Origin of the sequence: Pseudogulbenkiania ferrooxidans 2002 (genome assembly GCF_000174355.1) — a bacterium.
Classification (GTDB): domain Bacteria; phylum Pseudomonadota; class Gammaproteobacteria; order Burkholderiales; family Chromobacteriaceae; genus Pseudogulbenkiania; species Pseudogulbenkiania ferrooxidans.
This window is the reverse complement of the sequence record NZ_ACIS01000013.1, coordinates 17,992-41,702: the sequence shown is the minus strand read 5'-3', so window position 1 is coordinate 41,702 and position 23,711 is coordinate 17,992. Positions and strand designations below refer to the sequence as shown.

The window sequence follows — 23,711 nt, the reverse complement described above, 5'->3', positions numbered from 1 at the left end:
TCGCGCTGGCTTGCCTTGTCGACGGCCGGCACCACTCCCCACGAGCGGAGAAACGGTCAAGGGTGGCCGTAGGCCACTCGTCTTGCCCTTGACGGCTTCGTAGCGACCCCACGCTCACTCGGAGGGCTGGGGTGGCCGTTCACCCCAGCCCCCGAGGATCAAACGCGATCGTTTGTGGGGCTTGGGCAAAGCCCAAGAAGTCCAAGCAACTATAGATCATAGTCCGCATGTAGATGACAGGCCACAGGATGTGACGAAGAACGTGTTTTCCGACAAATTTTGTGCGAAACTCAAGAAAACAGCCACTTTGGCGAGACGGAAACATCATGATCATTGATTTCACTATACAAAATTTCAGATCAATCAAGGACGAGACTCTACTAAGCATGCATGTAGAGTCCCCTAGAAACCACCTATCCACCCATGTTGCATATCCAGCCGGGGATCGTATCGGGGTATTGCGAAGCATTGGAATTTATGGCGCGAATGCATCAGGAAAAACTAATATTTTGCTTGCATTCCAAGCACTACAGAATTTGGTTGTTTATTCCGGTGATCTAAAAGAGGGCGAACCGATACCTTGGTATGATCCGTATCGACTTTCCGACGCAACAAAGAAAGCGCCAGTCAAGTTCGAGCTAGAGTTTTTTAGCCACGACAATATCAGATACTTATATAGCGTTTCATTTACTCACACTTCAATTATTGAAGAGAGCTTAGACTTTTTCCCCACAAGACAGAAGGCCAATATTTTTAAACGAACCGAGAATGACTCGTGGGAAACAATACAATTCGGAGGGCATTACAAGGGTGGAGCGCGCCGCATCCCAATCTTCAAAAACAATAGTTATCTTTCGAAGGCTGCTAATAGTGCTGCTGCCGCAGATGTAATTCGTGCTGCCTACGACTTCTTTAGAAAAGACATTGCGATTCTAGGTCCAAATCAACAAGTACTGATGTCGGACATGAATGAATATGAAAAGTCAATCGATTTTACATCGAAATTACTTTGCCTTGTAGATACTGGGATTGCAAGAATTAAAGTTCATAAGAATGAAAACTTTTCCCCCGATTTTATTCCTGACAATCTGCCAGAAAAAGTAAAAAAAGTTCTAATTGAAAGAAGTAAGTTGCAACTTTTCTTCGCACATGAAAATGAATCTGGCGACCTTGAAGAGTTTGAAGAAGATCGAGAGTCAGAAGGAACACAAAAGCTCTTTTCTTTTCTTCCTATGCTTCAGGGAGTCTTAAGCAGTGGTGGCATTATTTTCATGGATGAATTGGAGAATAGCTTTCACCCTCATATTGCTGAATTGATAATTAAACTATTTAACGACTCTGAAGTTAATACAAAAAATGCTCAGCTAATATTCACCACTCACAATATTCAGCTAATGAATCCGGCGAGGATGAGACGGGATCAAATTTGGTTCACTGAAAAAATTCGTGGCAAAACGCAGCTGTATTCACTGGACTCTTTTGATAAGAAAGAAGTCAAATCAAACAGCCCATTTGATGACTGGTATGACGATGGAAGATTTGGTGCGTTGCCAAGCATTGACTACATGTCAATTTCCAAGCTGTTACGCCCCGCTGAGGACGAAAAATTAGCGGAAGATAATAAAAACAGCAACTTCTTTGAATAAATTTTACATAAGTTAATTCATCATGCCAAAGAAGAAATCGGCAGTTCAGAGAAAGCTGCAGGCAGTCCTTCATATATATTGCGAAGGGGCGAAAACCGAACCAAATTATATTAATAGCTACCTACAAGAAACATCCCCAGGGAACCGTAGAAAAAACGTAATCAGAGTAGAGCCAACAAAAAAAAATACACCTGTTCAATTGGTTGATGAGGCAGTTAAACATAAAAAATCTCCTACCTGCCCAAAAAGTGACATTTTCTGGGTCGTATTTGACAGGGAGAGCGTTGCAAAATACCCTGACGCTCTGCATGCGGAGGCATCTCAAAAAGCAAAGTCCAACGGCATTAATATTGCTATTTCTAATGTTTGCTTTGAGCTGTGGCTCTTGCTTCACTTTCAAGAAAATGGTTCGCCATACAGCAGCTACGCTGACCTAATTAGCAATAGTAAATTAAAGGAGCACTTAAAAGAAAAAGGCATTCATGAATACGACAAAGCCAATGCATCGATATTTGATTCTGTAAAAGGGGGGCTTGATTCTGCTCGCAAAGCGGCAAAAAAAATGAATGCACAAACTTTAGAAAGTGCGGACCCGCAAAGAACAAAACCATATCAGCTCAATCCGTTCACGGAAATTCATCTCTTGCTAGATGCAATTGACAATTTTGAATGAGCATTGGACTCGCAGAAGCGTGCATGGCTGTCCTTGAGGGACCTGGCTGTAAGGGCTGCCTGGTGGTTCGAGATGGGCGGGCGCTCAACATTACTGTGCCGAAAGGGGCTGATCACCCCACACTTGCACCAGCCTTTGACTGTCAACTAACCGTCGACGCTATAGTCGCGCAAAGTCGACTACAGTGAGCCTAGATTTTCTTAACCCATTGAAATGTAGTGGATTGACGATCAGTGTGGGGCTATTGCGAAGGAATCATAATCCGCAGGTCCGGGGTTCGAGTCCCTGATTCGCCACCACCAATTAAAGCCTTAGGCCAACTCAAACGAGTTGGCCTTTTGCTTTTCTGCCTTGCGGTAGGCCCCGTGTCGGCCTTCAAGCTCCGCATCGATCTATAGCGATCCCCGCCCTCACTGGGCCTGCACAACGCCGTGACGACGCAGAGCGACAGTTCGCGTCTACACTTTCCGCCGCCCCTCCCGGCGCGACGACAGATCAGCCGGCCACGTTGCCGTCGTCCTCCGACAGGTACTCCAAGCCGGCCGCCGGGGCTGCCATTGTAGCCTTCTTACAGACATACGCCTTTTGCCACGACGCAGTTTCTGCCCCGCCGCTTCGCCTCATAAAGCGCGGCATCGCAGCGATTGTAGATGGCCGTGAAGTCGTCCTCGGCGGCCAGTTCTGCAACACCGATACTGATGGTCACGCGAATTTCTCCGCTCAGCGCTTGAATCGTGCTCTCTTCGACTTCATGGCGCAGGCGCTCGGCCACCTCTTTCGCTTCGGACTCCGGGGTGTTGGGCAACAGAACGGCGAACTCCTCCCCGCCAAGGCGGCCGAGAATGTCGCTGCTCCTGAGCACCTGCTGAAAAACAATGGCGACGCGCTTCAGGGTTTCATCACCACCATAATGGCCGAAGCTGTCATTGATGCGTTTAAAGTAGTCGAGGTCGATCAGGAACATCGACAGTCGGCCCCCATAGCGCTTGGTCCGACCGAATTCTTTCTCGGCAATCTCCGTAAAGTGGCCACGGCGCATCACACCCGTCAGTTCGTCCGTTGTCGCGATGGATCTCAGCGTGCTGATCGATCTGTCCTCGGCAATGGCGATGCCAACCCAGCGCCCCAACAAGCNNNNGCTGCGATCAAACGTTCGGCCATAAGGTTTCGTAGAGGAAAAATTGACAGTGCCATAGAGTTCGCCGCCGACCCACGTCGGGGTGCCGATATAACACTCCCGTTTGAAGGCATCGAAACAGGGGTGGCCCGCATACTCGGAATCGCTCATATGGTGGATCGCCACCACATCCGCGCGATTAAGCGTGATCGAACAGCAGGTCTGCGAGAGCTCGTATTCATCGCCGGCCTTCAGGTTGGCAGACGGCGGCGTACAGCAGCTTTCGACACGGTAGCGGCCTCTGTGCACATGGCTGACGATGCCAAATTCAACCCCAAGGTGACGACACCCAAGTTCCAGAGCTTTCTGCAGTTGCTCTTGCAGGGTATCGCCCGACTGGGTGGCGATATCGTTCAGAATACGCAGGCTGTCGTTGACGAACAGCAATCGGCTGCGGAATTGACGTTGAATGTAAAGCGCGCGTGCCAGCAGCACACCGCCCAGCACCATGGACAGCGAGATGACAGCGGCGAGCAGGCGGTAGCGGAACCAGCGCTGTTCATGCGCGGCGAAAATGTCCTCGACGGGCTGGGTTATCGATACGACCATCGGATAGTCATCCAGGCGTCGATACGTCACCAGCCGGTCGACCCCATCGATCGAACTCAGTGCTTCGAAGCTCCCCTGCGCAGGCGCACTTGGGCGCAAAAACGGACGATCGGGAGGCACCGCCGTGCCGACAGCCTGGTTATCCAGTTTCCGATTGCTTCCGCGCGCGCGGAAAATGCCGTCCGTTCCGACCAGCCCGATAGAGCCACGTGGGCCGAGGTCGATCGAAGCAAAAAATTGCCCGAAGTAGTCGGGGCTGAGCGAGATGACCAGCACCCCCTCGAAGTGGCCATGCTCCCCCAGAATGGGGCGGGTCACCTGTATGCTGTAGCGGCTGGAGATCCGCCCCTTGACGGGTTTGCTGATATAAAGCCGGTCCTGGCTGCTGTCACGATGCACCCGGAAATGCTCACGGTCGCTCAGATCGACCGGTTTCGCGTGCGGGTCCAGATTGGAATACGCGAGCTTTCCGTCCGGACCGATGACCGCGACCTGGACCAGCAGTGACTTGGGGTAGGTGGACTGGAGCAACTGGACTTTCCGGTCGAAATCGGACCGGTCGTCAAGCCATGACTGGCGCAGGATCAGCAGCGCTTCGTCGACCTCGTTGAAGGTGCGAACGACGTGTTCCCCGAAGGCCCGGACAAGATTGGCGGACTCGGTCTTGGCATGACGCTCAACATCGGCGTGATTACGGTCTTGTTCCGCGATGAGAACAAACCAGAGCAACGCGACCATGAGCCCAACGATGGCCAGGATCGAAAGCGGGTGGGAGATAGTCCGGGCTGAACTTAATCGAGGTTCATATGGCATTAGCCAGCCAACGAAAAAGAGGGAGAGTCACCTGATTAGACGTCAGATTGCTGCCTCAAACAAGTAGCATGCATGTGACATCTTGAAGATGATTTCCGAATCTTAGTCGACCAGCCCCGCCGCCGCCGGGCAATGGCCCCCCTCTCGGCATCGTCACCGCCTGGCGCGCATTGGCGCCAAGGCACTCGATCTGTGGTCGGCGCCGCGACGGCGGAGGCGCCCACCAGCGCCCCCCCTATTTCAGCAGCAGCGACAGCTCCCACGCCGCCTCGCGCAGCGGCTCCAGGTAGCGCTGCGGCAGCTCGTGCCCCGCCCCCCGGCAGGCCGGCACGTGCAGGCAGAGCGTGGCCCGGGCGGCGTCGAGGTCATCGCGGATCGGCACCGACAAGGTACACAGGCCAAGCTCGAACTCCTGGTCGCACCAGGCATACCCTTGGCTGCGAATCGCCGGCAGCAGCCGCTGCAGGGCCTGGCGCTCGACCACGGTATGCGGGGTGTGGCGTGGTCGCGGGGCGTCGAGCAGGGCATTCCGCGCCGCCGGCTCCAGCTCGCTCAGGATGACCCGCCCCGACGCGGTGCACGTCATCGGCACCCGCGCCCCCGTGGCGAAGCGGCTGTGGTGGAAGAAATGGCCTGGGGCCTCGGCCAGACACAGCATCTCGCCCCGGTCGGGCACCAGCAGCATGCAGCTCTCGCCGGTCAGCTCGGCCAGATGATTGAGCACCGCCTGCGCGGCACGCGGCAACGGGACGGACGCAAACGCATCGAAACCCAGCGTCAGGATTTTCGGCGTCAGCGCGAAGCGCTTGTCTGCGCTCGGGCGCACGAAACCGAGCTGCTGCAGGGTATACAGGCAGCGGGCGACAGACGCGCGCGGTATGCCGGTCTTCTGGCCGATCTCGCTCACCGACAAGGGCGTGCCGCACGGGTCGAAGGCTTGTATCACCGCCAGGCCGCGTTCGAACGGCGTATCGGTATCGTGCATGGCGGGCGGCTCAGGGAAAACGCGGGGCGCGTCCGGACGCGCCGGCCCGGACCGCCCCGGCGCGCTGTCGGCCATTTCGCCTCCCACATCACCAACGGCGGCACGATTCATGGCGTCGCCCGGCTCAACTCGCCCCGGCGCCGCTGTTTCTGGCCTGGACGAAGGCATGGCGGCGGCACTCATCGGTTCTTCTCGAAGTCGGCCAGCAATTTCATCAGCGCCCGGGACAAGCCGTGCAAGGCGGCGGCGATCTCGCGGTTCTTGACGATGTTCACCGTGCTTTGCTCGGAGGCGGCGCCCAGGCTTTCCATGCTCTGCGCGACCTCCGCCGAGGCGCTGGATTGCTGTTGCAGCGAGTTGGCGATGGCCGCGGTGACCGTTTCCAGCCCGGCACTGGCCTGATCGATCTGCTGCAGGCTGTCGACGGTTTGCTGGATGTTGTGCTGCACCCGCTTGATGCAGACGCCGACAGCCTGGCGGCCGTCGATGATGTGCGCGATTTTCTCTTTCAGGAGTGCGATGGAGGCGCGGATGTTGACGGTGTTGTCGGCGGTGTTTTCGGCCAACTGTCTCACCTTGTCGGCCACCACGGCAAAGCCGCGTCCCTGCTCGCCGGCGCGCGCGGCCTCGATGGCGGCGTTGAGGGCGAGCAGATTGGTCTGCTGGGCGATGCTCTGGATGATGTCGGTGATCGAGCCGATGTCCTCCGAAATGCCCTCCAGCTCCTGCACCGCGGCATTGGTCGTTGAGGCGCCACCGGCGGCCTCGTCCATCGCCGACTTCGATTCGTCGATGAAACGGTTGCCCGCCGCCACCAGCGCCCTGCTGCGCTTGGCGTGCGCCGAGCCCTCTTGCGTCATGGTGGAAATTTCCTGGATCGATACCGCCAGCTGCTCCATGGCGGCGGCGATCTGCGCCACCCCTTGCGCGATCTGGGTGTTCTGCTGGTAGAGCTGCTGGGTTTCCGTTTCGATATGGGTCGAGGTGCGGTCGATGCGATGGTTGACCGCCACCACGTCCGACACCACCGCCTGCAGATGGAGCCGGGTGGACTCGAGCGCGGCGAACATGTACTGGAACTCGCGTGGGCCGCTCGGGACAACGGACTGATCGAGGCGCCCCTCCCGCCACTGGGTCAGGGCCGCCAGCACGAGACGGCCGGAGCGCCGGGCTTGCCGCAGCGCGTAGAACAGCAGTCCGCCCGCCAGCGTGATGCTCGCCAGATTGAGCGCCAGCGCCAGAGAACGATCGAGCCACAGGCCGCCCAGCACGCCAGCCATCATCACCAGCAGCGCCGCCGCTAGCCAGAACGACAGCGCGCGGGCCTGCAGCGGCGGCGTGGCAGGAAACGCCGCCGCTCCGCGTTCGAGCGCGCGGTACAACTGCTCGGCCTGCTGCTTTTCCAGCGCGCTCGGCGCCGTGCGCACCGACATGTAGCCGACATGCCGCCCCTGCTCGTGCAGCGGCGAGACGTGGGCCTTGACCCAATAAAAGCCGCCGTCCTTGCGGCGGTTCTTCACCAGGCCCTGCCAGGTCTGGCCGCGCCGGATGGTTGCCCACAGATCGGCGAACGCCTGCACCGGCATGGCGGGGTGCCGGACGATATTGTGGTCCTGGCCCAGCAGCTCCTCCTCGGCGAAGCCGCTGATGCGCATGAACTCCGGGTTGGCGTACAGGATTTTTCCCTGTAGATCGGTTTTCGTCACGATCGGGCATCGGGGATCGAGCGCCACTTCGTGATCGGTGATCGGCAGATTGTTTCGCATGCTGTACCACTAGGTGTTCGGGAAAAGGACCCGCGCGGGTGCCGTGCCGGCCGGTTCGGATAAGCCGATCCGGCCAGCCGGGTTGGCGACGGCAAAAAACCGGGGGGCTCTGACGAACCACCCGGTTGCTCTTCGCCCGCCCGCTTCAGGCGCTGGCGCGTTTGCGTTCGACTTCGGTCGTCGGCGCGGCCGCGGTTTCGCCGTTGAGGCGGAAGTCGAAGTCGATCGAGGCGAACGGCTTCTGCAGGCCCTTCCTGTCGATCTCGGCCGCGTCGGTGATGCGGTTCACCGCCGGCACCAGACCCTCGCGGCTGGCGAAGGCGAAGTCGTCCCACAGGTAGTCGTCACCGTCGATGTTGATCTGCGTGGTCAGCTTGCGGTGGCCGGCGGCGGTCACGAAGAAGTGAATGTGCGCCGGACGGCGGCCGTGGCGGCCGAGCAGGTTCAACAGGCGCTGGGTGGTGCCTTGCGGCGGACAGCCGTAGCCCATCGGCATGATGCTGCGGAACTGGTAGCGGCCGTTGGCGTCGGTGACGATGGTGCGGCGCAGGTTGAAGTCCGACTGGCTCTTGTCGAAGAACGAGTAGTTGCCCATCAGGTTGGCATGCCACGCTTCGACCTGGGCGCCCGGCAGCGGCTTGCCGTCGGCGTCGTACACGGTGCCCTGCATGAACAGCACTTCGCCCTGCTCCACCTCGCTGCCGTCGTCCATGCGGGCGAAGCCTTCCGACTTCGGCGCGCCAGCGACGTAGAGCGGGCCTTCGATGGTGCGCGGGGTGCCGCCGGTGAGGCCGGCTTTGGCTTCGGCCTCGTCCATGCGGATGTCGACGAAGCGCTCCAGGCCCAGGCCGGCGGCCAGCAGCCCCAGTTCGTGGGTGGCGCCGGCTTCGGCGAAGTACTCCAGGCCTTTCCAGACTTCGCTCGGGCTGAGGTCGAGGTCTTCGATGGCCTTGAACAGGTCGCTGGTCAGGCGCACCGCGATCTGCTGCACGCGCGGGTTGACTTCGCCGGTGGCGGTGTCGACCAGGAAGCTTTTTACCAGGGCGTCGATTTCTGCGTGTGTCATGTCTCTACTCCTCATTTATATCGTCGTGCCAATGCGTTGTGGCATTCCGTTCAACCGGCCGAACGCATTTCACGGCCTTGTCTCGGGCTGAATGGGTGGGGGTTCGGGGCTTAGCGGTCGTCGTCGCGGATCGACGAGGGGTGGCGGCACAGCGGCGTGACCTCGATCGTCATGTACGGGAACAGCGGCAGGGTCGATACCAGCTGGTGCAGTTCGTCCACGCTCTCGACGTCGAACAGGCTGACGTTGGCGTACTGCCCGGCGACGCGCCACAGGTGGCGCCACTTGCCGGCGCGCTGCAGCGCCTGCGCCTGTTCCTTCTCGACTTGCTTCAGTGCGGCGGCCTCGGCGGCCGGCATCGCGGGCGGCAGATTCACTTCCATCCTTACGTGAAACAGCATGAATTGCTCCTCAATGAGTTGATTCAAAGCCACCAAGAAAACCCAGCGAAGCGGTATCGGCTAGGCGCGCGGCCGCAGACAGTACTCGTCGTACGGCCAGGCCGCGCAACAACGCCGATAGGGTTTTATTGGCGGCGCTAGCGGCGCAGGGTGGCCAGCTTGTCCCTGTCGATCTGGATGCCCAGGCCCGGTCCGGTCGGCACCTGCAGCATGAAATCCCGGTACTGCAGCGGCTCGACGAGGATTTCCTCGGTCAGCAGCAGCGGGCCGAACAGTTCGGTGCCGAAGGCGAGCTCGCCGAAGGTGGCGAAGACGTGGGCCGAGGCGGCGGTGCCGACCGCGCCTTCCAGCATGGTGCCGCCGTACAGGCCGATGCCGGCGAGCTGGGCGATATCGGCCACCTGCTTGGCCGGGATCAGGCCGCCAGACTGGGCGATCTTGACCGCGAACACGTCGGCGTCGGCGTCCTTGGCGAACTCGAAGGCGCTGAGCGGGCCGTGCAGCGCTTCGTCGGCCATCACCGGCACGGCGAACTGGCGCGCCAGGCGGGCCAGCCCGGCGCGGTTCTCGGCGCGCACCGGCTGTTCGATCAGGTCGACGCCGCCGTCCTGCAGCGCGGCGATGCCGTTGACGGCGTCGAGCTCGCTCCAGGCCTGGTTGACGTCGACGCGTACGCTCACCGCGTCGCCGAGCGCCTTCTTGATGGCGAGCACGTGCTTGACGTCGTCGACCACCGGGCGCAGGCCGATCTTGAGCTTGAAGATGCGGTGGCGGCGCTGCTCGAGCATGCTCTCGGCTTCGGCGATGTCGCGGGCGGTGTCGCCGCTGGCCAGGGTCCAGGCCACCGGCAGCGCGTCGCGCAGGCGGCCGCCCAGGAGTTCGGACAGCGGGATGCCGAGGCGGCGCGCCTGGGCGTCCAGCAGCGCGGTTTCCAGCGCGCACTTGGCGAAGCGGTTGCCCTGGATGACCTTGCGCACCCGCGCCATCGTCGCGGCGACGTTGCGCGCCTCCTGACCGATCAGCAGCGGGGCGATGTGCGTGTCGATGTTGACCTTGACGCTCTCGGGACTCTCGTCGCCGTAGTTCAGGCCGCCGATGGTGGTCGCCTCGCCCCAGCCCTCGATCCCGTCTTCGCACTGCACGCGCACCAGCACCAGGGTCTGGGTGTTCATGGTGGCCACCGACAACTTGTGCGGGCGGATGGTGGGCACATCGACCAGGATGGTCTCGATGGATCTGATCATGTCTTTAAAGTATCAATCGCTAAAATTACCAACTGAAACAGCAGCTTATTAGGTTATTTTTTCACCATCCAATACTGTTTTAGCATCAGACCGATACCTGGAAGGTATCCATTTGGCGATCAACCCGTCTGCCCTGCGCTTCCGCCCGCTACCCCGTAGCAAAGCCCGGCGCGGGCCGTTGCGAGGTGCGCTCTGGCTGGAGACGATTGAATACCCGTTGGCGCCGGGGAGCTATCCGGCTACTGGTCAATGGCTATCCGCTTTTTTTGCGGGCGACGGCGAAGAGGAGAAGGACAAACGACGCGCCCGTGCGGCGCGGACAGCGACGGGGCTACCATCCCGGATGGCATGAACACGCACCGGAAGCGCTCAAGGAGGGGAGGACGACAGGACGGCCCAAAAAAACGGATAGCGAACGCCAAGTAGCCGGATAGCCCCGACCCCCGATCAGGTATTCAATCGCCGTGGTCTTAGCGTGATTAAAAGACCATCACAAGGCAGGAGGAGAATTGATCATGAGCACGGCAAAAACCCCATCGCAATGGCAAGAATTCATCGGCGGCTGTCTGGACTTCCGACCCGCGGAAGGCGTGTACCGGATGGCGCGCGAGATGTTTACCGAACCGGAACTGTTCGAACTGGAGATGGAATTCATCTTCGAGAAGAACTGGATCTACGCTTGCCACGAAAGCGAAATCCCCAACCCGCACGACTTCATCACCCTGCGCGCCGGCCGCATGCCGATGATCGTGACACGCGACGGCAACGGCGGACTGAACGCCATGATCAACGCCTGTCAGCACCGCGGTGCCACGCTGACGCGCCTGAGCAAGGGCAATCAATCCACCTTCACCTGCCCGTTCCACGCCTGGTGCTACAAGAACGACGGCCGCCTGCTGAAGGTGAAGGCGCCGGGCGAATACGGCGAGGACTTCGACAAATCCACGCGCGGCCTGAAGAAGGCGCGCATCGAGAGCTACAAGGGCTTCGTCTTCATCAGCCTGGACGCCAACGGCCGCGACACGCTGGAAGACTACCTGGGCGATGCGCGCGTCTTCTTCGACATGATGGTGGCGCAGTCCCCCACCGGCGAACTGGAAGTGCTGCCGGGCAAATCCACCTACACCTTCGACGGCAACTGGAAGCTGCAGAACGAGAACGGCCTGGACGGCTACCACGTCAGCACCGTGCACTACAACTACGTGGCCACGGTGCAGCACCGCCAGGACGCCAACGCGCAAAAAGGCGAGGCCGGCAGCGGCACGCTCGATTACAGCAAGCTCGGTGCCGGCGACGCCGAAACCGACGACGGCTGGTTCTCGTTCCGGAACGGCCACAGCGTGCTGTTCAGCGACATGCCCAACCCGGCGGTGCGCCCCGGCTACGCCAGCGTGATGCCGCGCCTGGTGGAGGAACACGGCCAAGCCAAGGCGGAGTGGATGATGCACCGCCTGCGCAACCTCAACATCTACCCCAGCCTGTTTTTCATGGACCAGATCAGCTCGCAGCTGCGCATCGTGCGCCCGGTGGCCTGGAACAAGACCGAGATCGTCAGTCAGTGCATCGGCGTGAAGGGCGAATCGAACCAGGACCGCGAAAACCGCATCCGCCAGTTCGAGGATTTCTTCAACGTCTCCGGCATGGGCACGCCGGACGACCTGGTGGAATTCCGCGAACAGCAGCGTGGCTTCCAGGCCCGCCTGGAGCGCTGGAACGACATTTCGCGCGGCCACCACAAGTGGCTGCAAGGCACCACGCCGAACAGCGAGCTATTGGGCATCCAGCCGGTGCTGACCGGCACCGAACTGACCCACGAGGGCCTGTACGTCAACCAGCACGGCGCCTGGCGCGAGTTCCTGCTCAAGGGCCTGCAGCAGAAGTGCAACGACAGCAAGGAGATTTGAGCCATGAGCCAACGACAACATGCGATCGAACAGTTCCTCTACCTCAAGGCCGAGTTGTGCGACGCGCAGGACTGGGACGCCTACCTCGATCTATTCGACGAGGACAGCGAATTCCACGTGCCGCAGTGGGATTCCGAACACGAGTACACCACCGACCCCAAGCGCGGCATGTCGCTGATCTATTACCGCAACCGCTCGGGGCTGGAAGACCGCGTGTTCCGCCTGCGCACCGGCAAGTCGGCCGCCTCCACGCCGCTGCCGCGCACCCTGCACCAGATCAGCAACGTGCATATCGACGAGCGCCCGGACGGCCAGCTCGAGGTGAAGGCCAACTGGACCACCTTCTACAGCCGCCACGGCGTCGCCGAGCACTTCTTCGGCCGCGTCACCTACCGGCTGCGCCCCGCGGGCGAGAGCTGGAAGATCGTGCGGAAACACGTGCTGCTGCTCAACGACACCATCAATGCGGTGCTGGATTTCTACCATCTGTAAGCAGGAGGACCGTGCCATGAGCCACAAAGTCGCCTTCAGTTTTGCCGACGGCAAAACGCTGTTCTTCGACGTCCGGCCCAACGAAGTCCTGCTCGACGCCGCGCTGCGCAACGGGGTGAACATCCCGCTCGACTGCCGCGAAGGCGTGTGCGGCACCTGCCAGGGCCGCTGCGAAGCGGGCCGCTACAGCCAGGACTACGTCGATGAGGAGACCCTGTCGGCGGCGGATCTCGCCGCCCGCAAGGTGCTGACCTGCCAGACGCGGGTGCAGTCGGACGCCTCGTTCTACTTCGATTTCGACTCCAGCCTGTGCCACGTCGGCGGCACCCGCCTGCTTTCGGCCAACGTGAGCGGGGTACGGCAGGTGTCCGAGACCACCGCGATCCTGCACCTGGACGCCAGCGCCTACCCGCAGCAATTGGACTTCCTGCCCGGTCAGTACGCGCGGCTGCAGGTGCCGGGCAGCGCCGCCTGGCGCTCGTACTCGTTCGCCAACCGCCCCAACCCGCGCAACCAGCTGCAGTTCCTGATCCGCCTCTTGCCCAACGGCGCGATGAGCGACTACCTGCGCGAGCGCTGCCAACCGGGCCAGGCCATCGAATTCGAAGCTCCGCTGGGCGCGTTCTACCTGCGCCAAGTCGAGCGGCCGCTGGTGATGGTGGCCGGCGGCACCGGACTGTCGGCCTTCCTCGGCATGCTGGACGAGTTGGCCGAACAGGGCGGCTGCGGCCAGCCGGTGCGGCTCTACTACGGCGTGAGCAACGCGCGCGACCTGTGCGAGCTGGAACGGCTGGCGGGCTACGCCGAGCGCATCGCCGATTTCTCGTACCAGATCGTGGTGATGAACCCCTCGCCGGAGTGGGCGGGCAAGGCCGGGCTGATCCCCGAGCACCTCGACCGCCGCTGGCTGGCCGCCCGCCCCTTCGACATGTACCTGTGCGGCCCGCCGCCGATGGTCGAGGCGATCAAGCAGTGGCTGGACGCGCAGGGCCTGGCAGACGCCCGCCTCTACTACGAGAAGTTCAGCGACAGCAACACCAGCCGCTGACACCCTGGCCGTGCCCGCCCTGGCGGGTGCGGCCAAGTCTATGAAATTGCGTCCAAATTCCCTATGCTAGGCGTAGGCGGAGGGTGGCCATGAGCGAACAGAAGCAAACGCAAGCCGAGTGCGATTGTCTTGGCATACACGCGCTGCGTAACGACCTGGACGGCGCGCGCGACTGGATGGCCGGCATCTGCGGACCGCACGGGCTGGAAGTGAGCTGCCCGCAACGGCTGCAGTTTCACCACGCCGGCAACGTGCTGCGCTCGATGGCCACCTCGCTCGGTTATGTCGAGTACGGCACCGACGTCACCGTGGTCGTGCGCGAGGACACCCCGCTCAACTGCTACAGCATCAGCCTGCCGCTGGTGGGCGAGCAGGAACTGTCGGCGGAAGGGCGCCTGCTGCTGTCCGACAGCAACAACGGCCTGATCTTGCAGCCGCATGAAAACCAGGCCCTCACCATCGCCGGCAACTGCCGCAAGATCCTGGTGGCCATCCCGCGCCCGGCCCTGCGCAAGGTGCTGGAAAACCTGCTGCAACGCCCGCTCGATGCCCCGCTGACCTTCCAGGCAGGCATGGATGCCCATAGCGGCGATCAGGCCGCCTGGTGGCGCATGGTCAAATACCTGCTGAGCGAGATGGAGCGCACCGGCAAGCTGTTCAGCCACCTCTACATGGCGAACGACCTGGAGCACGCCCTGATCAAGGGGCTGCTGCTGTCGCAGCCGCACAACTACTCGGACGAACTGGCCAGCATGCTGGCGCCGTCCTGTCCGCACTATCTGACGCGCGCCCGGCAATACATCCACGAAAACGCGCACGAGGACTTGAACCTGGAGGACATCGAGCGCGTGGCGGGGGTGTCGCGCTTCAAGCTGTTCGAGGGCTTCAAGCGCCATTTCGGCCTGGCGCCGATCGCCTATCTCAAGCAATTCCGGCTCGAGGCGGTGCGGCGCGACATCCTGGCGGACCGCTCCGGCCGCAATATCTCCAGCATCGCCATGAGCTGGGGCTTCACCCACCTGGGACGCTTCTCCAGCGACTACCGGAAACTGTTCGACGAAACGCCGTCGCAGACCTTGAGCCGCATCGGGCGGCGCTAGCGCCACCCGGCCGCCCCCTCCCCGCCTCAGGACGGCGGCGCGATCACGCCGCGGCCATCGCGCAGCCAGCGTTCGAACGCCTCCGCCGGCAGCGGCGGGCTGAACAGGTAGCCCTGGCCGCTGTCGCACCCCAACTGGCGCAGGAACGCCAGCTGCTGTGGCGTTTCCACCCCTTCGGCCAACGCCTCGAGCTTGAGGTTGCGCACCATGGCGATGATGGTGGTGACGATCTCGGCATCGCTGCTGTCGCGCGGCAGGTCGCGCACGAAGCTGCGATCGATCTTCAGCTTGTCGAGCGGAAAACGCTTGAGGTAGGCCAGCGAGGAGTAGCCGGTGCCGAAGTCATCGATGGCCAGGCTCACCCCGAGGCGCTTGAGCGCATGCAGCGTCTTCACCGCCTGCTCGGCCTGTTCCATCAGCGCCCCCTCGGTCAGCTCCAGTTCCAGTTGCGCCGGCGGCAGCCCGCTGCCCTGCAGCGCCTTGCGCACCTGGCCGACCAGATCGTGACGCAGGAACTGCCGCGGCGAGAGGTTGACCGCCAGCAGCAGCGGCAGCCCGGCGTCGAGCCAGGCCTTGCCCTGGCGGCACGCCTCGTGCAACACCCAGTCGCCGAGCGGGACGATCAACCCGGTCTCCTCGGCCAGCGGAATGAAGCGCGACGGCGGCACCAGCGCCTCCCCCGGCGGCTGCCAGCGCACCAGCACTTCGGCCCCCAGCACCCTGCCGCTCGCCAGCTCGACCAGGGGCTGGTAGTGCAGCACGAACTCCTCGCACCGCAGCGCCCGGCGCAGGCTGGTTTCCATGCTCAGTCGCTCGTTGGCGGCGCGCGTCAGCGACTCGGTGTAGAAGCGGTACGCGTTGCTGCCCTGGGCCTTGGCCAGGTACATCGCGGCATCGGCGTTGCGGATCAGCTCGCTGGCACTGCGCCCGTCGCCGGGGTAGAGGCTGATGCCGATGCTGGCGCCGACGTAGGCCTCGCCCCCGCCGGAGAAGCCGAAAGGCTGATCGACCACCTTGAGCAAGGCGTGCGCAATGCTGGCGACCTGCTGCACCGGGGCTTCCTCGATCACCACCAGGAACTCGTCGCCCCCCAGGCGCGCCAGCGTATCCTCCTGGCGCAGCCGCTGATGCAGGCGCTGCGCGATGGCCACCAGCAGTTCATCGCCCGCCTGATGCCCGAGGCTGTCGTTGATGGTCTTGAAGCGGTCGAGATCGATGAACATCACCGCGAGCGGGAAGGCATGACGCCGGGCCCGCTCCAGGGCGTGCTCCAGCCGGGCCAGCGCCAGGTGACGATTGGGCAGCCCGGTGAGGGGATCGTAATGCGCCAGGCGCTCCAGCTGCTCCTGGCTGTCCTTGAGCTGGCTGATGTCGTTGAACACGAAGACGTACTGACGCGGCCGGCCCTGCTCGTCGCGCACGCAGCTGATCGACAGCCACAGCGGAAACGGCGTGCCGTCCCGCTTGCGATGCCAGAGCTCCCCCTCCCAGCGCCCGCTCGCGAGCAGCTGCCGCCAGATGCGGCGGTAGAACGCGGCATCCTGGTGCGCCGTGCGCCACAAGGGCGGCGTCCGTCCCAGCAGGGCCTCCACCGGGTAGCGGGTGATCTCGCCAAAGGCGGCGTTCACCGCCAGGATGCGGCGATGGTGGTCGGTAATGATCACGCCCTCGAGCATGCTGTCGAACACCGTCAGTGCAAGCTGCTGGGCTTCTTCCGATTGCTTGCGCGCCGAGATGTCCTCCACCACCAAGATGAAATATTCCGGCCGCCCGCCTTCATCGCGCATCAGCGCCGCGGTGAGATTGGCCCAGACCAGCTGGCCGCGCCGCTGCCGATAGCGTTTCTCGATGGAAAAACTGGGAATCTCGCCACTGAGCAGGCGTCGCGTCATCACCAGATCGCTGTCCTGGTCGGCGGGATGGGTGATGTCCTGAAGGGTCAGCCGCAGCAGCTCTTCGCGCGAGTAGCCGAGGATGTCGCACAAGCGCTGGTTGACGCGGATCCAGTGGCCGTCGAGCCCAAGGTGGGCGATCCCCACCGCCGCCTGCTCGAAGGTGCCGCGAAACAGCTGCTCGCGCTCGCGCAAGGCGTCGTCCTGCGCCTTCTGGACGCTGATGTCCTGCAGCACCCCCAGCACCAGGCCGGGCGCCTCCTCGTCGAGGTGCACCTGGTAGTGCAGCCGCAGCCACACCGGCGCCGCGCCGGTGCCGGCACGGCAGAACTCGACGCTGCCGCTGCCTTCGGCCAACATCGCATCGAGCACCGTCGCGACCCGCGCGCGATCGCCCGCCGCCACCCGCTGCAGCAGGGTGCCGCGCTCCGTGCGCGTCTCGCTGGCGGGCAGCCCCAGCAGCTGCCGGGCGGCGCCGCTCCAGAGGAACTCGCGGCGCGCGCTGTCGTATTCCCAGCTGCCCAGCTGCGCGCTCAGCTGCGCCTCCTGGAACAGCGCCTGGTTGCGCCGCAGCTGGACCAACAGCTGTGCCTGCGACTTCAAGGCACGCCGCACCAGGTAGTAGAGCAGCAGCGAGATGCCGGCGACGAAGCCCATCCCCTTGTAGGTCTGCAGCATCATCAGGGTCTGCGTGCTGACCGGCAGCGAAGCCAGGAAACGGTCGCTGAGCACGATCCACAGCACGCCCGCCAGGGCGAACGTACCGGACAGGCGCAGCGCTTGGCGCTGGTGAGTCATGGGGCTCCAGGTCGGGGAAGGATAGGGTGGAACGCGCCAGCCCTATCCCGGCGCGTCATGTACTTGGCATTATAATGGGCCAAGCCCGCCGGCGCGCTGCTCTTGCCGTTGCGGCGCGAGCGGCAACCATCCTGACCGACAGGAAAAACCCCGCTTTGCCACGGGCCGGCGCCTCCCTCCGGGGAGTCTATGGTAGACTCGCGCAACATGTTCATTTGCCTATGAAAACACGACTCCTCGCCCTCCTCGTCACCCTGCAGTGCGCCCAGAGCGCCCTGGCCGGCCGCGTGCTGCCCGCCACCCTGCAGGTCGGAGAAATCAACGCCGCCGACAGCGCGCAGATCAGCTTCGCGGCCGAGCGCTCCTGGCTGCAGGCACTCACCGGACTCTTCATCCCGTCCGGCACCGCCTATCCGCTGGCGCCCGGCGTACGCATCCTCGACGAGAACAACCGCTTCCTGCTGACCGGCCAGCTGCCGGGACTGGTGGGCCGGCGCGTGGGGGTGACGGTCGATATGTCAGGCGCCATCAACCGGATCTGGGTACTGACGGACGACGATCTGCGCACCCTGGCCCGGCCATAACCCTAGCTGGAATCGCTGTTGCCATGAAGAAGGTATATATCAAGACCTTCGGCTGCCAGATGAACGAGTACGACTCCGACAAGATGGTCGACGTGCTCGGTGACGCCGAAGGCATGGTCAAGACGGACAACCCCGAAGAGGCCGACGTCATTCTGTTCAACACCTGTAGCGTGCGCGAGAAGGCGCAGGAGAAGGTGTTCTCCGATCTCGGCCGCATCCGTCCGCTGAAGGACGCCAGGCCGGATCTGATCATCGGCGTCGGCGGCTGCGTGGCGTCGCAGGAAGGCGACACCATCGTCAAGCGCGCGCCCTACGTGGACGTGGTGTTCGGCCCGCAGACCCTGCACCGCCTGCCCGAGCTGATCCGCGCCAAGCAGGACAGCGGCGCGGCCCAGGTCGACATCTCCTTCCCCGAGATCGAGAAGTTCGACCACATCCCGCCCGCCAAGGTCGACGGCGGCGCTGCCTTCGTCTCGATCATGGAAGGCTGCTCCAAGTACTGCTCGTTCTGCGTGGTGCCGTACACCCGCGGCGAGGAAGTGTCGCGCCCGTTCGACGACGTGCTGACCGAAATCGCCGGCCTCGCCGCCCAGGGCGTCAAGGAAATCACCCTGCTGGGGCAGAACGTCAACGCCTACCGCGGCCTGATGGCCGACGGCGAGATCGCCGACTTCGCGCTGCTCCTGGAATACGTGCACGAAGTGCCGGGCGTGGAGCGCATCCGCTTCACCACCAGCCACCCGCGCGAATTCAGCCAGCGCATCATCGACTGCTACGCCAAGCTGCCCAAGCTCGTGTCGCACCTGCACCTGCCGGTGCAAAGCGGCTGCGACCGCGTGCTGATGGCGATGAAGCGCGGCTACACCGCGCTGGAATACAAGTCGATCATCCGCAAGCTGCGCGCCATCCGCCCCGACCTGTGCCTGTCGTCCGACTTCATCGTCGGCTTCCCCGGCGAGACCGAGGACGACTTCAACGCCACGCTCAAGCTGGTCAAGGACCTCGAGTTCGACTTCAGCTTCGTGTTCATCTACAGCCCGCGTCCCGGCACCCCGGCCGCCAACCTGCCGGACGACACGCCGCACGAAGAGAAGGTGCGCCGCCTCGAAGCCTTGAACGAGGTGATCGAGGCCAAGGGCTTCGCCATCAACCAGAGCATGGTCGGCACGGTGCAGCGCGTGCTGGTCGAAGCGGTGTCGAAGAAGGATCCGAACATGCTGGCGGCACGCACCATGAACAACCGCGTCGTCAACTTCATCGGCAACCCGCGCCTGTTGAACCAGATGATCGAGGTGCGCATCACCGAGGCGCGCCCGCACTCGCTGGCGGGCGAAATCGTGACCACCGAAACCGTCTGAAGGAGTTCCGCCCGGCCCATGCCGGGCGTATCCTTAAACCATACCATTCACGCTTCGGCCAACCATGTTCATCGTCTCCCTCAGCTACACCGCCCCGCTCTCCGCCGTCGACGCCCTGCTCGACGCCCACGTCGCCTGGCTGCAACGCGGCTACGCCGACGGCGCCTTCCTGGCCTCGGGGCGCAAGGTGCCGCGCAACGGCGGCGTGATCCTGGCGCGCGGTGAACGGGCCGCGCTGGAACAAAGGTTGGCCGAAGACCCGTTCGCGCAGGCCGGCCTGGCCCAGTACGACATTACCGAATTCATTCCGACCCTGACCGCGGCAGACCTCGACGCCTTGCGCGAGCCCCTGCCCGGCTGAACGCCGCGGAGCCGACCCCCCTTGCAAACCGAACAGCTAAGCTTCAACCCCATCGACAACGAACGCCTGGCGCGCCTGTGCGGCCCGCTCGACGAAAACCTCAAGCAGATCGAAACCGGGCTGGACGTGGTGATCCAGCGCCGCGGCGAGGGCTTCCGCATCCGCGGCTCGCGCGCCGCGGACGCCGCCACCGCGCTGACCCGTTTCTACCTGCAGGCCGAAAAACAGGAGCTGTCGATCGACGACATCCAGCTCGGCCTGGTCGAGGTTCGCCAGCATGCCGCCACGCCGGAAGAAGAAGCGCCGGTGCTGGCGACACGCCGGGGCGACCTGCGCGGTCGCACGCCGCGCCAGAACAGCTACATCAAGGCCATCCAGCAGCACGACATCACCTTCGGCATCGGCCCGGCCGGCACCGGCAAGACCTACCTCGCCGTCGCCTGCGCGGTGGACGCCATGGAGCGTGACGCCATCAAGCGTATCGTGCTGGTGCGCCCGGCGGTCGAGGCCGGCGAGAAGCTGGGCTTTTTGCCCGGGGACCTGGCGCAGAAGGTCGACCCTTACCTGCGTCCGCTTTACGACGCGCTCTACGACCTGATGGGCTTCGACAAGGTGACCCGGCTGTTCGAGAAGAACCTGATCGAAATCGCCCCGCTCGCCTACATGCGCGGCCGCACCCTGAACAGCGCCTTCATCATCCTCGACGAGGCGCAGAACACCACGCCGGAACAGATGAAGATGTTCCTGACGCGCATCGGCTTCGGCTCCAAGGCGGTGATCACCGGCGACATCACCCAGATCGACCTGGCACGCCACCAGAAAAGCGGCCTGGTTGAGGTCGAGCGCATCCTGAGCCACGTGCGCGGCATCCACTTCCATCACTTCCAGAGCGACGACGTGGTGCGTCACCCGCTGGTGCAGAAAATCGTCGACGCCTACGACGCCCATCAACTGAAAGAACTCACGCAAAGCAAGTCCGATGAAAAGAGCTAAGCGCACCCCGCTGCGACAAAGGTTGGCCGAACGCCTGGAATTGACGCTGGATATCCGCAGCGACGCCGCCGACCTGCCCCGCGCCGCCGACCTGCAACGCTGGGCTCGCGCCGCCTTGCAGGCCGACGTGCAGAAAGCGCAGATCAGCCTGCTGCTGGTCGAAGGCGAGGAAGGCCGCGCCCTCAACCGCGACTACCGCGGCAAGGACTACGCCACCAACGTGCTGAGCTTCGCCCTCAACGAAGGCGAAACCCTCCCCGGCATGCCCTTGTTCGGCGACCTGGTGCTGTGCGTGCCGGTGGTGGCACGCGAAGCCGCCGAACAGGACACCCCGCTCGCGGCCCACTACGCCCACCTCACGGTGCACGGCATGCTGCACCTGCAGGGCTACGACCACGAAGACGACGACGAGGCCGAGGTCATGGAGGCGCTTGAAACCGCCATTCTCGCCAAGCTAGGATATCCGGACCCCTACGCGGCGGAGAAAACCTGACACCATGGACGATTCCAGCAAGAGCAGACCCGGTTGGCTGGAGCGCCTGTCGACGCTGCTGCTGCGTGAGCCGGAAGACCGCAAGGAACTGGTCGAATTGCTGCACTCGGCCTTCGAGCGCGACCTGCTCGACGCCGAAGCGCTCGGCATGATCGAGGGCGTGCTGTCGGTCAGCGAACTGACCGTGCGCGACGTCATGGTGTCGCGCAGCCTGATGGACGTAGTCCGGCACGATGAAACCGTGGAGAAGCTGCTGCCCTTCGTCATCGAGACCGGGCACTCGCGCTTCCCGGTGATCGGTGACGACAAGGACGACGTGCAGGGCATCCTGCTTGCCAAGGACCTGCTGCGCTACTTCCACCAGCCCGCCACCTTCAAGCTGGTCGACATCCTGCGCCAGGCGGTGTTCGTCCCAGAATCCAAGCCGCTCAACCTGCTGCTGCGCGACTTCCGCACCACGCGCAACCACATGGCCATCGTGGTCGACGAATACGGCGGCGTCGCCGGCCTCGTCACCATCGAAGACGTCATCGAGCAGATCGTCGGCGATATCGAGGACGAATACGACAACGACGACAGCGCCGACAACATCATCCCGGTGCGCGGCCAGCGCTACCGCGTCAAGGCGCTGACCGAGATCGCCGACTTCAACCACTACTTCGATACCGGCTTTGCCGACAACGACGTCGATACCATCGGCGGCCTGGTGATCTCGCTGTTCGGCCATCTGCCCAAGCGTGGCGAAACGGTGCAAAGCGACGACCTGCGCTTCACCGTGATCCGAACCGACGGCCGTCGTCTACACACCCTGCTGGTCGAACGCCTGCAACCCCAGGACCAGCCGCTCACACCCTGACCCATGCGCACCTTACTGTTCCTGCTCGTGGCCGCGCTCGCCGGCGCCGCCACGCTGTTCGCCTTTGCCCCCTACCGCCTGTTCTGGCTGATGCCGCTCGCCCTCGCGGCACTGGCCGAACTGGCCCAACGCCAGCCCCAGCGCGCCTTCTGGCTCGGCTACAGCTGGGGCGTCGCCGCCTACACCGCCAACTTCCACTGGATCTACTACAGCCTGCACGACATCGCCGGCATGCCGTTCTGGCTCGCCGCGCCGATGACGGCGCTGCTGCCGGCCTACCTCGCGCTTTACCCCGGCCTCGCGCTGTGGCTCGCCTGCCGCATCGACCGCCGCCCCGCCATGCGCTGGCTGGTGCTGTTCCCGGCCCTGTGGACCCTGGCCGAATGGCAGCGCGGCTGGATGCTCACCGGCTTCCCCTGGGGCACCGCCGGCTACTCCCAGATTACCGAGAGCCCGCTGGCGGGCTACGCCGCCGTGTCCGGCGTCTACGGCGTCACCCTGCTGGTGGCGTTCAGCGCCGGTACCCTGATCGTGCTGCCCCGCCTCGCCAACCGCTGGCGCCTGGCACTGCTGCTGACGGTCGCCGCGTTCTGGGCCGGCGGCCAGCAGCTCAAGGCGATCGAGTGGACCCGGCCCGTAGGCAAACCGCTGCGCGTGGCGCTGGCCCAGGGCAACATCCCGCAGAGCCTGAAGTGGGATCCGGCGATCTACGAATACACCCTCACCAGCTACTATCGCCAGGTCGCCAATACCCGCGCCGACCTGATGATCCTGCCGGAAACCGCCCTGCCCGTGTTCCTCGACGAGCTGCCCCCCGGCTTCCTCGGCCTGCTCGCGGCCACCGCCGAGCGCAACCAGATGGCCCTGGCCTTCGGCGTGCCGCGCCGTACCGACGACGGCCGCGGCTACCTCAACGCCGTCATCGCCCCGACCACGCCGGGGCTGCCGTACTACGCCAAGAACCACCTGGTACCGTTCGGCGAGTTCATCCCGCTGCCAGGCATCACCAGCTGGATTTACCGCTTCATGAACATGCCACTCTCCGGCTTCAGCCGCGGCGGCGCCGACCAGCCGCCGATCGCCATGGCCAGCCAGCAGGTAGCGTTCAACGTCTGCTACGAAGACAGCTTCGGCGAGGAGCTGATCGGCCCGGCCGCCAAGGCCACCCTGCTCGCCAACGTCAGCAACCTGGCCTGGTTCGGCCAGAGCGACGCCGCCAGCCAGCATCTTCAGCTATCGCAGACGCGGGCGCTGGAAACCGGGCGGCCGATGCTGCGCGCCACCAACACCGGCATGACCGCGATCATCCACGCCGATGGCGAAATCGGCGCGATTGCCGCCCCGTTCACGCGCCAGGTCCTGTCGGGCATGGTGCAGGGACGCACTGGCCTGACCCCCTACATGCAGTACGGCAACCGCCCGGTCCTGCTGCTGGCCGCCCTGCTGCTGACGCTGGCCATCCTGATCGGGCGTCGCCAGCGCCGGCAACAGGCATGAAAAAGGCCCGGCAGT

At 63.3% G+C, this 23,711-nt stretch carries 20 protein-coding genes; 13 read left to right on the top strand and 7 right to left on the bottom strand.

Annotated features, from left to right (window positions below; all coding sequences use genetic code 11):
- Positions 1-326 precede the first annotated feature (326 nt).
- Both FURADRAFT_RS20310 and FURADRAFT_RS20305 read left to right on the top strand, forming a co-directional pair.
- A complete protein-coding gene (locus tag FURADRAFT_RS20310; protein WP_008955684.1) occupies positions 327-1,646 on the top strand; it encodes an AAA family ATPase in 1,320 nt (439 codons plus the stop codon).
- Between the two features lie 22 nt (positions 1,647-1,668).
- On the top strand, positions 1,669-2,319 hold the full coding sequence (locus FURADRAFT_RS20305) for an RloB family protein (protein WP_008955683.1): 651 nt from the start codon (positions 1,669-1,671) through the stop codon (positions 2,317-2,319).
- Between the two features lie 568 nt (positions 2,320-2,887).
- Here FURADRAFT_RS20305 and FURADRAFT_RS18400 read toward each other — a convergent pair.
- The 6 genes from FURADRAFT_RS18400 to FURADRAFT_RS18375 all read right to left on the bottom strand — a co-directional run bounded on the left by FURADRAFT_RS18400 (position 2,888) and on the right by FURADRAFT_RS18375 (position 10,320).
- Positions 2,888-4,783, bottom strand: coding sequence for a sensor domain-containing diguanylate cyclase (locus FURADRAFT_RS18400; protein WP_008955682.1), 1,896 nt, complete (start codon positions 4,781-4,783; stop codon positions 2,888-2,890).
- Positions 4,784-5,093: 310 nt separating this feature from the next.
- A complete protein-coding gene (locus tag FURADRAFT_RS18395; RefSeq protein ID WP_236261629.1) occupies positions 5,094-5,843 on the bottom strand; it encodes an IclR family transcriptional regulator in 750 nt (249 codons plus the stop codon).
- 179 nt (positions 5,844-6,022) lie between these two features.
- Complete coding sequence (locus tag FURADRAFT_RS18390; RefSeq protein ID WP_008955680.1) at positions 6,023-7,609, bottom strand: methyl-accepting chemotaxis protein; 1,587 nt, start codon at positions 7,607-7,609, stop codon at positions 6,023-6,025.
- 145 nt (positions 7,610-7,754) lie between these two features.
- Complete coding sequence (gene catA / locus FURADRAFT_RS18385; RefSeq protein ID WP_008953947.1) at positions 7,755-8,675, bottom strand: catechol 1,2-dioxygenase; 921 nt, start codon at positions 8,673-8,675, stop codon at positions 7,755-7,757.
- Between the two features lie 110 nt (positions 8,676-8,785).
- Complete coding sequence (gene catC / locus FURADRAFT_RS18380; RefSeq protein WP_008955679.1) at positions 8,786-9,076, bottom strand: muconolactone Delta-isomerase; 291 nt, start codon at positions 9,074-9,076, stop codon at positions 8,786-8,788.
- Positions 9,077-9,213: 137 nt separating this feature from the next.
- Positions 9,214-10,320 carry a muconate/chloromuconate family cycloisomerase gene (locus tag FURADRAFT_RS18375; RefSeq protein ID WP_008955678.1) on the bottom strand — a complete coding sequence of 369 codons (1,107 nt, stop codon included), beginning with the start codon at positions 10,318-10,320 and terminating at the stop codon, positions 9,214-9,216.
- Between the two features lie 515 nt (positions 10,321-10,835).
- On the opposite strand from FURADRAFT_RS18375, the gene antA reads away from it, so the two are divergent.
- The 4 genes from antA to FURADRAFT_RS18355 all read left to right on the top strand — a co-directional run bounded on the left by antA (position 10,836) and on the right by FURADRAFT_RS18355 (position 14,864).
- Complete coding sequence (antA, locus tag FURADRAFT_RS18370; RefSeq protein ID WP_008955677.1) at positions 10,836-12,224, top strand: anthranilate 1,2-dioxygenase large subunit; 1,389 nt, start codon at positions 10,836-10,838, stop codon at positions 12,222-12,224.
- 3 nt (positions 12,225-12,227) lie between these two features.
- The gene (antB, locus tag FURADRAFT_RS18365; RefSeq protein WP_008955676.1) at positions 12,228-12,716 is read left to right on the top strand and encodes an anthranilate 1,2-dioxygenase small subunit; all 489 of its coding nucleotides are present in this window, start codon (positions 12,228-12,230) and stop codon (positions 12,714-12,716) included.
- Positions 12,717-12,732: 16 nt separating this feature from the next.
- A complete protein-coding gene (antC, locus tag FURADRAFT_RS18360; RefSeq protein WP_008955675.1) occupies positions 12,733-13,764 on the top strand; it encodes an anthranilate 1,2-dioxygenase electron transfer component AntC in 1,032 nt (343 codons plus the stop codon).
- Positions 13,765-13,853: 89 nt separating this feature from the next.
- On the top strand, positions 13,854-14,864 hold the full coding sequence (locus tag FURADRAFT_RS18355) for an AraC family transcriptional regulator (protein WP_008955674.1): 1,011 nt from the start codon (positions 13,854-13,856) through the stop codon (positions 14,862-14,864).
- A 26-nt stretch (positions 14,865-14,890) separates the two neighbouring features.
- Here the strand turns inward: FURADRAFT_RS18355 and FURADRAFT_RS18350 are convergent, their stop codons facing one another.
- The gene (locus FURADRAFT_RS18350) at positions 14,891-17,554 is read right to left on the bottom strand and encodes a sensor domain-containing protein (protein ID WP_008955673.1); all 2,664 of its coding nucleotides are present in this window, start codon (positions 17,552-17,554) and stop codon (positions 14,891-14,893) included.
- 221 nt (positions 17,555-17,775) lie between these two features.
- On the opposite strand from FURADRAFT_RS18350, the gene FURADRAFT_RS18345 reads away from it, so the two are divergent.
- The 7 genes from FURADRAFT_RS18345 (at position 17,776) to lnt (ending at position 23,696) form a co-directional block, all read left to right on the top strand.
- Entirely contained in the window at positions 17,776-18,138 is a 363-nt protein-coding gene (locus FURADRAFT_RS18345) for a hypothetical protein (RefSeq protein ID WP_008955672.1), read from the top strand.
- Between the two features lie 23 nt (positions 18,139-18,161).
- The gene (gene miaB, locus FURADRAFT_RS18340; RefSeq protein ID WP_008955671.1) at positions 18,162-19,496 is read left to right on the top strand and encodes a tRNA (N6-isopentenyl adenosine(37)-C2)-methylthiotransferase MiaB; all 1,335 of its coding nucleotides are present in this window, start codon (positions 18,162-18,164) and stop codon (positions 19,494-19,496) included.
- A gap of 64 nt (positions 19,497-19,560) precedes the next feature.
- The gene (locus tag FURADRAFT_RS18335; protein ID WP_008955670.1) at positions 19,561-19,857 is read left to right on the top strand and encodes a YciI family protein; all 297 of its coding nucleotides are present in this window, start codon (positions 19,561-19,563) and stop codon (positions 19,855-19,857) included.
- 21 nt (positions 19,858-19,878) lie between these two features.
- Positions 19,879-20,850: a PhoH family protein gene (locus FURADRAFT_RS18330; protein WP_008955669.1), complete on the top strand. Its 972-nt coding sequence runs from the start codon at positions 19,879-19,881 to the stop codon at positions 20,848-20,850.
- The gene (gene ybeY, locus FURADRAFT_RS18325; protein ID WP_008955668.1) at positions 20,837-21,343 is read left to right on the top strand and encodes an rRNA maturation RNase YbeY; all 507 of its coding nucleotides are present in this window, start codon (positions 20,837-20,839) and stop codon (positions 21,341-21,343) included. Before FURADRAFT_RS18330 ends, ybeY begins: the two co-directional genes overlap by 14 nt.
- 4 nt (positions 21,344-21,347) lie before the next feature.
- Entirely contained in the window at positions 21,348-22,199 is an 852-nt protein-coding gene (locus FURADRAFT_RS18320; RefSeq protein WP_008955667.1) for an HlyC/CorC family transporter, read from the top strand.
- 3 nt (positions 22,200-22,202) lie between these two features.
- Positions 22,203-23,696: an apolipoprotein N-acyltransferase gene (gene lnt, locus FURADRAFT_RS18315; RefSeq protein WP_008955666.1), complete on the top strand. Its 1,494-nt coding sequence runs from the start codon at positions 22,203-22,205 to the stop codon at positions 23,694-23,696.
- Positions 23,697-23,711 lie beyond the last annotated feature (15 nt).

Bases quoted from the DNA above. Each gene is read 5' to 3' on its own strand.
- FURADRAFT_RS18335 (WP_008955670.1), top strand. From the start codon at position 19,561: ATGTTCATCGTCTCCCTCAGCTACACCGCCCCGCTCTCCGCCGTCGAC.
- FURADRAFT_RS18395 (WP_236261629.1), bottom strand. From the start codon at position 5,843: ATGCACGATACCGATACGCCGTTCGAACGCGGCCTGGCGGTGATACAA.
- FURADRAFT_RS18345 (WP_008955672.1), top strand. From the start codon at position 17,776: ATGAAAACACGACTCCTCGCCCTCCTCGTCACCCTGCAGTGCGCCCAG.
- FURADRAFT_RS18375 (WP_008955678.1), bottom strand. From the start codon at position 10,320: ATGATCAGATCCATCGAGACCATCCTGGTCGATGTGCCCACCATCCGC.
- antB (WP_008955676.1), top strand. From the start codon at position 12,228: ATGAGCCAACGACAACATGCGATCGAACAGTTCCTCTACCTCAAGGCC.
- FURADRAFT_RS18355 (WP_008955674.1), top strand. From the start codon at position 13,854: ATGAGCGAACAGAAGCAAACGCAAGCCGAGTGCGATTGTCTTGGCATA.
- lnt (WP_008955666.1), top strand. From the start codon at position 22,203: ATGCGCACCTTACTGTTCCTGCTCGTGGCCGCGCTCGCCGGCGCCGCC.
- antA (WP_008955677.1), top strand. From the start codon at position 10,836: ATGAGCACGGCAAAAACCCCATCGCAATGGCAAGAATTCATCGGCGGC.
- FURADRAFT_RS20310 (WP_008955684.1), top strand. From the start codon at position 327: ATGATCATTGATTTCACTATACAAAATTTCAGATCAATCAAGGACGAG.
- catC (WP_008955679.1), bottom strand. From the start codon at position 9,076: ATGCTGTTTCACGTAAGGATGGAAGTGAATCTGCCGCCCGCGATGCCG.
- miaB (WP_008955671.1), top strand. From the start codon at position 18,162: ATGAAGAAGGTATATATCAAGACCTTCGGCTGCCAGATGAACGAGTAC.
- antC (WP_008955675.1), top strand. From the start codon at position 12,733: ATGAGCCACAAAGTCGCCTTCAGTTTTGCCGACGGCAAAACGCTGTTC.
- ybeY (WP_008955668.1), top strand. From the start codon at position 20,837: ATGAAAAGAGCTAAGCGCACCCCGCTGCGACAAAGGTTGGCCGAACGC.
- catA (WP_008953947.1), bottom strand. From the start codon at position 8,675: ATGACACACGCAGAAATCGACGCCCTGGTAAAAAGCTTCCTGGTCGAC.
- FURADRAFT_RS20305 (WP_008955683.1), top strand. From the start codon at position 1,669: ATGCCAAAGAAGAAATCGGCAGTTCAGAGAAAGCTGCAGGCAGTCCTT.
- FURADRAFT_RS18390 (WP_008955680.1), bottom strand. From the start codon at position 7,609: ATGCGAAACAATCTGCCGATCACCGATCACGAAGTGGCGCTCGATCCC.
- FURADRAFT_RS18350 (WP_008955673.1), bottom strand. From the start codon at position 17,554: ATGACTCACCAGCGCCAAGCGCTGCGCCTGTCCGGTACGTTCGCCCTG.
- FURADRAFT_RS18320 (WP_008955667.1), top strand. From the start codon at position 21,348: ATGGACGATTCCAGCAAGAGCAGACCCGGTTGGCTGGAGCGCCTGTCG.